Origin of the sequence: Marinomonas communis (genome assembly GCF_004363305.1) — a bacterium.
GTDB classification, from domain to species: domain Bacteria; phylum Pseudomonadota; class Gammaproteobacteria; order Pseudomonadales; family Marinomonadaceae; genus Marinomonas; species Marinomonas communis.
This window is the reverse complement of the sequence record NZ_SNZA01000007.1, coordinates 37,827-50,015: the sequence shown is the minus strand read 5'-3', so window position 1 is coordinate 50,015 and position 12,189 is coordinate 37,827. Positions and strand designations below refer to the sequence as shown.

Genomic DNA, 12,189 nt, shown 5'->3' with positions numbered 1-12,189 from the left:
TGATGAAATACATTTCAACTCGTGGCCAAGCTCCAGCATTAAGCTTTGGCGATGTTTTGCTAGCAGGTTTGGCGAGCGATGGCGGTCTATATGTTCCAGAGCAGCTACCAAAGTACTCGACTGAAGAGATCGCTTCATGGGCATCTTTGAGCTACCAAGAGCTCGCGTTCAAAGTAATGTGGCCATTTGTAGAAGGCGAGATTCCTGCTGAAGAATTCAAACGCATGATTGATGAAGCTTATGCTGGCTTCAATCACTCAGCGGTTGCGCCAATGGTGCAAACTGATAACAACGAATGGGTATTGGAATTATTCCGTGGCCCAACGTTAGCTTTCAAGGACTTCGCTCTGCAATTGCTTGGTCGTTTGATGGACTACGTACTAGGTCAACGTGGTGAGAAGCTGGTGATCCTAGGCGCGACGTCTGGTGACACAGGCTCCGCTGCCATCGAAGGTTGCCGTCACTCCGAGCACCTAGATATCTTCATCCTGCACCCTTACCAGCGTGTATCTGAAGTACAGCGTCGTCAGATGACAACCGTGATTGATGACAACGTTTTCAACATTGCTGTAAAAGGTAACTTCGACGACTGTCAGGGCATGGTGAAATCAAGCTTCGCTGATCAATCATTCCTAAAAGGTGCGAAACTGGGCGCAGTAAACTCAATCAACTGGGCGCGTATCATGGCTCAGATCGTTTACTACTTCTCTTCAGCGCTGGCTGTGGGTGGTCCACATCGTAAAGTATCGTTCTCTGTACCAACAGGTAACTTTGGTGACATCTTTGCAGGTTACTTGGCGAAGCAAATGGGCTTGCCAATTGATCAGCTTGTGGTAGCGACAAACCAGAACGATATTCTACACCGTACCATTGCGACGAACGATATGAGCCGTCAGGCCCTAAACGTAACGCTTTCTCCAAGTATGGACATCATGGTTTCAAGTAACTTTGAGCGTCTATTGTTTGATGCCCATGGTCGTGACAGCGCTGAATTAGCCGATCTCATGGCGCGCTTTAACGCAGGTGATGTGACGCTGAATGACGAAGCTTGGAAGTACGTAAAAGAGAACTTCGACAGTTACAAAGTAGACGATGCTCGCACTTGTGAAGTGATTGCTGAAGTCTTCAAGTCGACTCAATACCTACTTGATCCACACACTGCGATTGGCCTAGAAGCGGCGCGTCAGTGCTGGAAAGACAAGTCTGTACCAATGATCACCTTGGCGACAGCACACCCTGTGAAGTTCCCTGAAGCAGTGGAAAAGGCAGGTTGTCAGTCTCCAAGTCTTCCTGAGCACATGAAAGATCTATTCGAACGTGAAGAAGCGTACGAAGTGATCGATAACGACCTTGCTGCCGTACAAGGCTTCGTTGCAGAGCGCATTTAAGCCTCTTTCGAGCAAGCAGAGCGCTTCTGCTTGCTCGATCTCTTCCTCTTTTACTAGCTTTTCCATTACTGCCTCTCTTACTTACAGAGTTTTAAATCATGAACCTTATTTTGCTTGCTCCTGAACAGGCGCTCTCGGATCAACAATACAAGTTAAGTGATCGTCAAATTGAGCACATTGCCAAAGTGTTGAAAAAAGACCATGGCGACAAGCTTCGAGTTGGGGTGTTAAATGGTCTGATTGGCGATGCAGTGCTGGACAAGTCTGAATGGCGAGTGACGATAGAAACACTGGAGAGTGAGCCGCCAAAAACCTTGCCAATGGAGCTCGTATTGGCTCTGCCTCGCCCTAATATGCTCAAGCGAACCTTGATGAATATTACTGCCATGGGCGTTAAAAAAATCCACTTGTTACACTCAGCAAAAGTAGAGAAAAGCTACTGGCAAAGCCCTGTTTTAAAAGAAAACTCTATTTATGATTACCTTGTCGAAGGTCTAGAGCAGGCTAGAGATACGGTGTTGCCTGCAGTGCATCAGCACACACGGTTTCGTCCTTTTGTTGAAGACGTTTTACCCGATTTGTTGGTGAAGCGCATGGGGCTGGTCGCACACCCCTATCAAGCAGAACCTTGTCCCGTCGATCTAGTGCAACCTTGTGTTTTGGCGATTGGGCCAGAGGGTGGCTGGAATGAGTTTGAAATGCAAAAGTGGTCTGATGCTGGCATGCAATCGGTACACCTTGGCGACCGGATTCTAAAAGTAGAGACAGCTGTTCCAGTATTGTTGTCGCGCTTATATCCAGCGAAATAGGAAACTTTACTAGCCCATGGTGCAAGTTTTAGGCTATTGTCATGTCTATATCCTTGGAAGTGATATTTGTAGAGCATGTCAGATAAAGCGCCAACATCATGGACTATTAGATGGAAGCTATGGTTTTCCAAGACGCTCAATGCTGGGGCTGTGAACGACTCCTTTAGCAATACGTCGCGTCGGGCCTTTATTATCAATCTATTCTGCTTGGTGGGCGTTCTGTTTACTGGGCCTCTAGGGTTGATCTCCCTGCTTAAAGGCAACCTTCTTATCGGTTTAGGACTGCTGAGTATTGCCTCGATTTATAGCCTGAACCATCTCTACTTGCGAAAGACGAAGAACTATTTGTTTTCCGCGAATGTCATTTTATATCCCTTGTACGCACTGATGTTGTACTTGATTTATAGTGGTGGAGTCAATGGTACAGGGCACGTATGGATTTACTGTATTCCTCCTGTTTCGCTGTTTCTTCATGGCCTAAAAAGAGGCTTGCTAGAAGTCTTTTTGTTTATTCTGGCTTTGGTTTTTATTCTCTTTTTTATCCCTTCGCCTTTTGATCGTTACGGGTACCACCCAGATCTAAAATCGCGCATTGTCTATTCCTTTATATTGATATCGTTCTTATCCACCATTTATGAGTACATCTCTTCGCGCTTTAACCAGTCCTTAGAGGCGCTCTCTAGCAAATTAGAACTGGCCGCTACGACTGATCCACTGACAGGGTTGTTAAATCGCCGCGGGCTAGAGCAACAGATGGTGGCAAAAGAATGGTTGGCTCCAACCGTCATGGTGTTGGACATCGACCATTTTAAATCGATCAATGATCGTTTTGGTCATGAACATGGCGATGAATACCTCAAGCTTGTATCGAAAAGCATGGCTGGTTTTTTAATTGGTCAGAAGTGTTTGTTATCTCGTTGGGGAGGAGAGGAGTTTCTGCTTCTGATAGAACATCAAGGTGACAACAAACGATTTGCTGATGCTCTGAGAAATACGGTGTCGAATGTGTCGCTCACGACTCAAGAAGGAGAGAGCGTTTGTACCACAGTGAGTATTGGGGTATCTGAGTTAAAGTTAACAGAGACCTTGTTAACCGCGGTAGGCAGAGCAGATAAAGCCTTGTATGAGGCGAAAAGTCATGGGCGGAATTGCGTTGTGTTAGCGAGCAAGGCGACGTAATGTTATTGCTGTTTAAAACGAAAAAGCGCCTTTAGAGTGTATTTCTAAAGGCGCTTTTTTATAGCTAACTGACTTGATACTTACTGTGTGCGTACTTTAGAGCCAATTAGACCGTAGTAAGCAATGTATAAGTAACATACAAGTGGTAAGACAAATGACACCTGTAGACCAATACTATCCGCTAGGCCGCCTTGCATAACTGGTACAATGGCACCACCGACGATAGCAAGACATAGTAAACCTGAACCACGGCTAGTATTTACGCCTAAGCCTTTAAGTGCCAAGCTAAAGATAGTTGGGAACATAATTGAGTTACATAGACCAACCAGCAGAATTGAGTACATAGCGACAGAGCCTTCGCTCGCAATCGATAGGGCAATTAGAGCGGCAGATGCAACACTGTTGAATGCCAATAGCTTACCTGCAGCGATTTTTTGCATCAGGATCGCACCAGCAAAACGGCCAACCATAGCACCACCCCAGTAGTAAGCGATGTAATGTGCTGCTTCAGATTCTGGCATGCCTGCAATGTTTTCAAGACCGAAGTAGTTAACTAAGAAGCTACCAATGGATACTTCAGCACCTACGTACATAAAGATGGCTACAGCACCTAATACTAGGTGGCGGAACTCCATCAAGCTGCTTTGTTCAGTTCCAACTTGAGTTTCTTCTTCCAAGTTTGGAGTCGGCAGTGAAATGCGTGTAAAAATCAGCGCTAATGCGATCAGAGCAATCGCTAGGCCGAAGTAAGGCACGATAACGCTTTCTGCTTCTTGTGCTTTCGTTGCAAATTCTGCTGTCGCAGAGAAAATCAAAATACTACCGATGATGGGAGCAACGGTTGTACCAAGAGAGTTGAAAGCTTGTGTCATTGTTAGACGGCTAGATGCGGTTTCTTCTGGTCCCATAATCGTAACCAATGGGTTCGCTGCAACTTGAAGAATCGTAATGCCCGATGCAAGAACGAAAAGGGCAGTTAGGAATACCCAATACACTTGAACCTTGGCGGCACCAATGAAGAGTAAGCAGCCGGCCGCAGCAATCATGAGTCCTATCCCTAGACCACGTTGAAAGCCCACTTTTTTAACGAGATTACCCGCAGGAACAGAGACTAGAAAGTATGCTCCAAAGAAACAAAACTGAATCAACATTGCTTGTGTGTAATTCAATGAAAAGACAGATTTCAAATGTGGGATGAGAATGTCATTTAGTGAGGTGATAAAGCCCCACATGAAAAATAACGATGTCAGTGCAACCAGTGCAAAACGCTGTCCTGAGGTGTTTTGGCCCAGGGATGAGGTTTGACCGCTCATAAAACCAACCTTTTTAATATTTAAGAAATGGGATAGTTAGGTGGGCGTGGATAATAACTGAGCTTGTTTTGCTTGAGAGGTAAAAATGCACGATAGTGACGCTAATTCCACTAATCGTGCAAACTTATCGAGCTTATGTAACGGATCCTTGCGGTGCGTTACAGTGCCTTATTTTCTCTAATTTAAAACCTAAACAATGGTTAAGTCTGTGGCTGAATGAAGAACGCGAGTGACGTCATCATTATTCGAGTTATGTGCTTTAGTCCTGCTAAGACATTTATGTTAACCTCTAAAAATCCCATCTATTTAATTTTCTTTTATAAATAAGAAGACTGCATGCGCATCCTAACTCGTTCACTTGATGGCTCATTGGAGAACCGCTTCCCTAGTCATTTTCCGAAAACATTGTCCCGTATTTATCAAGCCAGAGGTGTGTTAGGGCCTGAGGAACTGGAATATAAACTGGCGAGTTTGGCTCATCCTAAGCAGTTTTTTGATATCAATAATGCCGCGACTATCTTGGCGGATGCGATTGAGCATGAAAAACGCATAGTCATTGTTGGTGACTTTGATGCAGATGGCGCCACTTCAACGACCCTTGGTATTCTTGCACTGACTGCAATGGGGGCAGTGGAGCCACAGTACATCGTGCCAAACCGGTTTGAATATGGCTATGGCTTAACGCCTGAAATCGTCACACTCGTGCAAGAACAAGAAGCGGATGTGTTGGTCACGGTCGACAATGGTATTGCCAGTATCGATGGTGTGGCCGCGGCAAAAGCAGCTGGTATGCAAGTAATTGTGACAGACCATCACTTACCAGGGGATGTACTGCCCAATGCAGATGCCATTGTGAACCCCAATCATCCTGACTGCCAATTCCCGAGTAAATCGTTGGCAGGCGTTGGTGTGATTTTCTATGTTATGTCTGCTCTTAGGGCTCAGCTCACACAGCGTGGCTGGTTCGAAAGAGCGCATATTCCCCGTCCAAATATGTCTGAATACCTTGATATCGTAGCCCTTGGAACGGTGGCTGATGTGGTGCCACTGGATGCGAACAATCGTATTCTGGTTCAACAAGGATTGGCGCGCATTCAAGCTGGTAAAGCACGCCCAGGGATTCTTGCCTTATTAGAGCTAGGGGGACGAGAGGCAAGCCGAGTAAAAGCAACCGATTTAGGCTTTGTCGTAGGGCCACGCTTGAATGCGGCAGGGCGATTAGATGATATGTCGATTGGTATTGAGTGCCTACTGAGTGAGCAAGCGTTTTTAGCACGCTCTTACGCAGAGCAATTAGATCAACTGAATCGAGAGCGCAAAGCCATTGAATCAGACATGAAACAGCAAGCTGAACAATCTTTGGCCTCTATTGAGGAAGTATCGGATTTACCCTATGGCATGTGTTTTTACCAAGAAGACTGGCATCAAGGGGTCATTGGTATTCTTGCTTCACGCATGAAAGAAAAGTGTCACCGCCCAGTGATTGCCTTTGCTAAAGCGGATGACGATACCTTAAAAGGTTCAGCTAGATCGATACCTGGTGTGCATATTCGTGATGCCTTAGATTTATTGGCCAAGCGACACCCTGCATTGCTGTCGAAATTTGGCGGTCATGCGATGGCGGCGGGCATGTCGATCAAAGCAGAGCATTATGAAACCTTCACTAAGGCGTTTGATCAGATTATCGAAGAGTGGGTAACGCCAGAACAGCTTGAGGCTACCGTCTATACCGATGGTGAGCTTGCCCCAGAAGATTTTAGCTTAGAGTTTGCAGAGCAACTTCGGGTGGCGGGGCCATGGGGGCAAGCTTTTCCTGAGCCGTGTTTTGATGGCACGTTTGAGGTATTACAGCAAAGAATTGTAGGTGAGAAGCATCTAAAACTGACATTACGTGAGCCTAACAGCGGCATGTTAATTGATGGCATTCATTTCTTTTGTGATTTGTCAGTCTGGCCTAATCAGGCGCAACGGGCGCGTTTGGTTTACAAATTAGACATCAATGAGTTCAGAGGGCAGCGCAATTTACAATTAATGGTGGATCATATCTTACCAATGGGCGACGAATGACGAATATTTCCTGAGGTATTTACGTCGATAGGGGCGGCAGGACGAGGATTATAGGATATAATCTGCGTCCCCCATTTAAACCACAGACTTTTTATTTTGCAGGAGTTCATTCATGGCTGCACTGGTTCTTGACGGCAAACAATGCGCGAAAGAAACCGAAGAGCGTTTGGCAAAGCAAGTTGCTGAACTAAAAGAGCGTACCGGCGGTACCCCAATTCTAGCGACGATCCTAGTAGGCGCGGATCCAGCTTCAGCGACATACGTTAAAATGAAAGGCAATGCTTGCCGCCGCGTAGGAATGGACTCACTTGCGATTGAGCTTCCTGAGACAACTACCACAGAAGAGTTGCTAGCGAAGATCGAAGAGTTGAACGCAAATTCAGATGTTCACGGTATTCTGTTGCAACATCCAGTACCTGCTCAGATTGATGAGCGTGCATGTTTTGATGCCATTGCTGCACACAAAGACGTAGATGGCGTGACTTGTTTAGGTTTTGGTCGCATGGCGATGCAAGAGCCAGCTTATGGCGCTGCGACACCAGCAGGTATCATGCGTTTGCTTGAGGCGTACAACATCGACCTTGCTGGTAAGCATGTAGTGGTTGTTGGTCGTAGCCCTATTTTGGGTAAACCAATGGCAATGATGATGCTAAATGCCAACGCGACCGTCACGATCTGTCACTCTCGCACTCAAAACCTACCTGAGTTCGTAAAACAAGCCGATGTAATTGTTGGTGCTGTCGGTAAGCCAGAGCTTATCAAAGCAGAGTGGATTAAAGATGGCGCGGTTGTTGTTGATGCTGGCTACCACCCAGGTGGTGTTGGTGACATTGAGCTTGCGCCTCTTTATGATCGTGCTGCTGCGATCACACCGGTGCCAGGTGGTGTGGGTCCAATGACGATTAATACCCTGATCCTGCAAACACTTGAGTCTGGCCTGAAACAAATAGGCTAGACTTGTACCTAAGTAAGTATGACTTATATTAGGTAGATCCATTCAGAGCCGTACCCTAGGGTACGGCTTTATTATTTATTCGAAAAATAAGGTTTTACTATGTCCACAGACATGCTTTTAGATGCATTGGATTTCGATCTTATTGCCGATGTATTCGTAACCGAGTCGATTTCAGCGTCCCCTGCAGAGCTACATGGTCAACTTTGTGGTTACCTTGCGTCAGGCGTGGGTTTGCCATTAGAAGATTGGCTGACGATGGTTGCAGAGTTCTGCGATATTGATGGTTGGAAAGAAGAGGCGAGTCGTGCAGCCATTGTTGAGTTGTACCAATCGACCATCGCCCTGTATCAAAATGGCGAATATGCGTTGGTGCCTTGCATGAGCGATGATGATGCGCCACTAAGCGAACGTGGCACTACCTTGTCGCAATGGGCTCATGGATTTCTAGCTGGCTATGGTTTGTCCGGTCACAAGCCAAATCTATCTGATGACGCGAAACAGGTGTTACAGGACTTTGCCAATATTTCTGCCATGCAAGCAGACATGCAAGACTTGGAAGAGAATAATGACAATGAGACAGACTTAACCGAATTGGTTGAGTACGTGCGTCTCTCTGCCATGATGTTGTATTCTGAGCACCATTCCGTTTCCAATGATAACGATGCTGGTCAAGCACCATTGTTCCACTAATCCTTTAGTGTGACGTAAAAGGAGTAAGCAATGAATTTATCGAAAGCCATTTATCGTGAACGCAGACAGCGTTTAATGAGTCAACTAGGCTCTGACAATACCGTAGCGGTCATCCGCTCAGGTGAACTGGTGACACGCAATAACGATTGCGATTATGAGTTTCGACCACATTCTAGCTTCTTTTACTTAACCGGCTATCAAGAGCCAAATGCTGTGCTGTTTATTTTGCCTTCTGGTGAGAGTCACATGGCAGTGCTACCCAAAGATCCAGAGCGCGAGCAGTGGGACGGCTTTCGTCATGGTATTACAGGAGCGATGCAGACGTTCGGGCTGGACCAAGCAGCTGAACTGGATGAGCTGGATGATCTTGCTTTGGAATTGTTAGATGGCGCCGATCACATTGCACTATTGATCGACGACGAGCAATTACGTGATCAAGCATTGAATTGGCGCGACCAACTGGCGGCCCGAGCGCGTCAGGGGTCTGTAGCACCAAAAGGTCTCATTGATATGAGTGATGCCGTGCACGAAATGCGCTTGATCAAAGATCTTGGCGAGATCGAAATCATGGAGCGTGCTGCGCAAATCAGTGTTGAAGCTCATACCCAAGCGATGAAATCAGTCCGACCAGGGATGATGGAATATCAACTGGAAGCAGAGCTGAATTATGTGTTCATGAAACAAGGTGCGCGAGTGCCGGCCTACAACAACATCGTTGCATCGGGCAAAAATGCCTGCGTTTTGCATTACATCAAAAATGACGAAAAGATCGAAGACGGTGATTTGATCTTGATTGATGCGGGCGGTGAATTAGGTTGCTATGCGTCGGATATTACGCGAACGTTCCCAGCCAACGGTAAATTCAGTGAACCGCAGGCGCAACTTTATCAAGTGGTATTGGATGCTTACTACGCAGGTCTTGAGCAAATGGTGGTCGGAGCGCCTTATGACGCGTTCCACAATGCGGCGGTGCAAGTATTGACTGAAGGGCTTGTGGCGCTTGGACTGCTAAATGGCTCTGTCGATGAACTGATTGAGAGCAAGGCGTATCGCGACTTTTACATGCACAATACTGGCCATTGGTTGGGGCTAGATGTTCATGACTGTGGTCGCTATAAGCTAAATGGTGAAGCGCGACCTCTTGAGGCTGGCATGGTGGTGACGTTAGAACCTGGCTTGTATGTGAATCCAGATAATGAAAATGTGGATGCTAAATGGCGCGGCATCGGTATTCGTATTGAGGATGACATCCTCATCCAAGAAAACGGCCCATTCGTATTGACCCACGGACTGCCGAAAGAAATTCATGAGATTGAAGCCTTGATGGCTGCGAAGTAACTTATATTTGGGGATTGGATCTGAATGGCCAGAGAATACGATGTAATCATTGTGGGTGCCGGTATGGTCGGCGCATTGACCGCTGTCTTGACGGCTCAGAAAGGGTTAACGGTTGCGTTAATCGACAAGCACTCTGGTCGCTACCCCTTGTCCACACCACCTGCTTATGATGCTCGTGTTAGCGCGATTTCAGCCTTATCACAAACGCTTTTAGAACAAGCAGGGGCTTGGCAGCGCATTGCTAAAGAGCGTTTGGCTCCCTATCAGCGCATGGCGGTTTGGGATGGTCTTGGGGATGGTTATGTGGATTTCGACGTACGTTATCAACAGGCCGCCTCATTAGGCCAGCTTGTGGAAAACGCAGCCCTGTGTGATGCCCTCATGAAGAGTGTTCATGATACCCGCGGCATTGATCTGTACTTTGACGATGCTGTCGCTTCACATCAGGAACAAGAAAGTGGCGTTGAAGTGGTGTTGGCTTCTGATCGATCGCTTCGAGGAGCGGTACTCATTGCAGCTGACGGAGCGAACTCAAATCTGCGTCAGCAAAACAATGTGGATACCGTTGAATGGGATTATGGTCATCATGCAATCGTCACTACCGTAGAGATCGATGCCGCCCATGAGGACACTGCTTGGCAAGCATTTGGTGAGGAAGGGATTTTGGCATTTTTGCCGATGCCGAGTGTGGCTGACAAGCATTATGTTTCCATTGTCTGGTCCGTTTCTCCTGCCGATGCTGAGCAACTGATGGCCCTTGAAGAAGACGCTTTTTGTCGTCGTCTTACTTACGCTATTAATCGACGTTTTACCGCGTTATCACTAACCGTACCACGTATGGCCATTCCTTTGCGTCAACGCCATGCGAAACATTATGTCCAGCCAGGTTTTGTCCTGATTGGTGATGCGGCCCATACGATTCACCCGTTAGCGGGGCAGGGTGCAAACCTTGGTTTTGCGGATGTCAGTGCATTGGTGCCAATCTTAGTGAAAGCTCATCAGCGTGGCGACATGTTAGGCAGTCTAAAAATCCTGCGTCGTTACCAAAGAGCACGTATGCTGGATAACATCGCCATGTCTGCTTCCATGGAGGCGTTTAAGCGGGTCTTCACCACACAACAGCCAGCAGTGGTGCAATTACGTAATCTCGGCTTAAAGTTGTGCCATAAATCTCCTTCGATTAAGCAAAAGCTTGTTGCCCATGCTGCGGGCTTGAACCAATAATCAAAGGCACTTTGTGAATGGAAAAGCTTCTATTCAACTCAACTGAAACTATGTAAACAAAAACAGTTTTCATTTATAGTGTCTTTCTAAGGTAAGCTGTTATTAGCTTTAAGATTAAGCTTGGTTTTTTAAGGTTGTCACGATGAATGCATTAGCGGATTTCTCGCGCGCGTCAACGCGCTCATTGCTCAAAAAAAGTGTTACTCTCATGGCTTTGGCTGGCGCAACGATCGCTTCCTCTGTGTCCTATGCTGCAGGCGAAGTGAATGTTTACTCTGCGCGTAAAGAAGCGTTGATCGCTCCTGCTCTTGATGCCTTCTCAAAAGCACACGATGTAACGGTAAACTTAGTTACGGGTGATGCGGATGCATTGCTGCGACGTCTTCAAGTAGAGGGTGACGCAAGCCCTGCCGATGTATTCATCACGGTAGATGCAGGTCGTTTATACCGAGCGAAAGATGCGGGTGTACTGCAGTCTTTTGAAACTGACGTATTAAACGACGTCGTTCCAGATCATCTTCATGATCGCGACGGCTACTGGTATGGTTTGTCTCAGCGTGCGCGTGTCATTTTTTACAACCCGAAAAAAGTGGATGCTGCAGAGCTTTCTACTTATGAAGCGCTAGCAGACGCCAAATGGAAAGGTCGTATTTGTACTCGTTCTTCCTCAAACATCTATAACCAGTCTTTGGTCGCTTCAATGATCGAGGCGGACGGCGCTGAGGCGACACAAGCTTGGCTAAACGGCTTTGTTAGCAACTTAGCTCGCCCACCATTTGGTGGTGATACTGATTTGCTTAAAGCGGTTGCAGCCGGTGTCTGTGATATTACACTTGCGAACACATACTACTTTGGCCGTCTAGGACAAAGTGAAAATGCCAAAGACCGTGAAGTCTACAACAAAGTGGCTTTGTTTTGGCCAAACCAAGCGGAAGGTGAGCGTGGTGCTCACGTCAATGTCAGTGGTATTGGTTTAACCGCTTCTGCGACTAACATTGATAATGCTAAGCTTTTAGTTGAATACTTAACCAATCATGAAAGCCAAGTCTGGTACGCTGATGTTAATAACGAGTACCCAGTGGTAGAAGGCGTTGCACCACCAAAAAGCTTGCAACCATTTGGTGAGTTCAAAGCGGATTCCATGTCATTAAGTGTATTGGGTGATAATAACCGCCAAGCCGTTGAAATGATGGACGCTGCTGGCTGGAAATAATTACAAAATAAAA

At 46.6% G+C, this 12,189-nt stretch carries 10 protein-coding genes; 9 read left to right on the top strand and 1 reads right to left on the bottom strand.

All coding sequences use genetic code 11. From position 1 onward, the window contains the following. Positions 1 to 2 precede the first annotated feature (2 nt). The 3 genes from thrC to C8D85_RS16825 all read left to right on the top strand — a co-directional run bounded on the left by thrC (position 3) and on the right by C8D85_RS16825 (position 3,376). Entirely contained in the window at positions 3 to 1,388 is a 1,386-nt protein-coding gene (gene thrC / locus C8D85_RS16835; RefSeq protein ID WP_133564968.1) for a threonine synthase, read from the top strand. A gap of 98 nt (positions 1,389 to 1,486) precedes the next feature. Then, a complete protein-coding gene (locus C8D85_RS16830; RefSeq protein WP_133564966.1) occupies positions 1,487 to 2,197 on the top strand; it encodes a 16S rRNA (uracil(1498)-N(3))-methyltransferase in 711 nt (236 codons plus the stop codon). 75 nt (positions 2,198 to 2,272) lie between these two features. Then, positions 2,273 to 3,376, top strand: coding sequence for a GGDEF domain-containing protein (locus tag C8D85_RS16825; RefSeq protein ID WP_133564964.1), 1,104 nt, complete (start codon positions 2,273 to 2,275; stop codon positions 3,374 to 3,376). A gap of 80 nt (positions 3,377 to 3,456) precedes the next feature. Here the strand turns inward: C8D85_RS16825 and C8D85_RS16820 are convergent, their stop codons facing one another. Then, positions 3,457 to 4,689 (bottom strand): sugar MFS transporter, encoded by a 1,233-nt coding sequence (locus C8D85_RS16820; protein WP_133564962.1) that lies wholly within the window; start codon positions 4,687 to 4,689, stop codon positions 3,457 to 3,459. Between the two features lie 336 nt (positions 4,690 to 5,025). Here C8D85_RS16820 and recJ point away from each other — a divergent pair, with 336 nt between their 5' ends. From recJ to C8D85_RS16790, 6 genes are all read left to right on the top strand, one after another. Next, positions 5,026 to 6,756 carry a single-stranded-DNA-specific exonuclease RecJ gene (gene recJ, locus C8D85_RS16815; RefSeq protein ID WP_133564960.1) on the top strand — a complete coding sequence of 577 codons (1,731 nt, stop codon included), beginning with the start codon at positions 5,026 to 5,028 and terminating at the stop codon, positions 6,754 to 6,756. A gap of 112 nt (positions 6,757 to 6,868) precedes the next feature. Beyond that, a complete protein-coding gene (gene folD / locus C8D85_RS16810; protein WP_133564958.1) occupies positions 6,869 to 7,711 on the top strand; it encodes a bifunctional methylenetetrahydrofolate dehydrogenase/methenyltetrahydrofolate cyclohydrolase FolD in 843 nt (280 codons plus the stop codon). 99 nt (positions 7,712 to 7,810) lie between these two features. After that, complete coding sequence (locus C8D85_RS16805) at positions 7,811 to 8,401, top strand: UPF0149 family protein (RefSeq protein WP_133564956.1); 591 nt, start codon at positions 7,811 to 7,813, stop codon at positions 8,399 to 8,401. Between the two features lie 30 nt (positions 8,402 to 8,431). After that, positions 8,432 to 9,739, top strand: coding sequence for an aminopeptidase P N-terminal domain-containing protein (locus C8D85_RS16800; protein ID WP_133564954.1), 1,308 nt, complete (start codon positions 8,432 to 8,434; stop codon positions 9,737 to 9,739). Between the two features lie 24 nt (positions 9,740 to 9,763). After that, positions 9,764 to 10,963, top strand: coding sequence for a UbiH/UbiF/VisC/COQ6 family ubiquinone biosynthesis hydroxylase (locus C8D85_RS16795; protein ID WP_133564952.1), 1,200 nt, complete (start codon positions 9,764 to 9,766; stop codon positions 10,961 to 10,963). Between the two features lie 142 nt (positions 10,964 to 11,105). Then, positions 11,106 to 12,176 (top strand): Fe(3+) ABC transporter substrate-binding protein, encoded by a 1,071-nt coding sequence (locus C8D85_RS16790; RefSeq protein WP_133564951.1) that lies wholly within the window; start codon positions 11,106 to 11,108, stop codon positions 12,174 to 12,176. Positions 12,177 to 12,189 lie beyond the last annotated feature (13 nt).

Coding starts and splice junctions, on each gene's coding strand:
- C8D85_RS16790 (WP_133564951.1), top strand. CDS start 11,106: ATGAATGCATTAGCGGATTTCTCGCGCGCGTCAACGCGCTCATTGCTC.
- thrC (WP_133564968.1), top strand. CDS start 3: ATGAAATACATTTCAACTCGTGGCCAAGCTCCAGCATTAAGCTTTGGC.
- recJ (WP_133564960.1), top strand. CDS start 5,026: ATGCGCATCCTAACTCGTTCACTTGATGGCTCATTGGAGAACCGCTTC.
- C8D85_RS16825 (WP_133564964.1), top strand. CDS start 2,273: ATGTCAGATAAAGCGCCAACATCATGGACTATTAGATGGAAGCTATGG.
- folD (WP_133564958.1), top strand. CDS start 6,869: ATGGCTGCACTGGTTCTTGACGGCAAACAATGCGCGAAAGAAACCGAA.
- C8D85_RS16820 (WP_133564962.1), bottom strand. CDS start 4,689: ATGAGCGGTCAAACCTCATCCCTGGGCCAAAACACCTCAGGACAGCGT.
- C8D85_RS16805 (WP_133564956.1), top strand. CDS start 7,811: ATGTCCACAGACATGCTTTTAGATGCATTGGATTTCGATCTTATTGCC.
- C8D85_RS16795 (WP_133564952.1), top strand. CDS start 9,764: ATGGCCAGAGAATACGATGTAATCATTGTGGGTGCCGGTATGGTCGGC.
- C8D85_RS16830 (WP_133564966.1), top strand. CDS start 1,487: ATGAACCTTATTTTGCTTGCTCCTGAACAGGCGCTCTCGGATCAACAA.
- C8D85_RS16800 (WP_133564954.1), top strand. CDS start 8,432: ATGAATTTATCGAAAGCCATTTATCGTGAACGCAGACAGCGTTTAATG.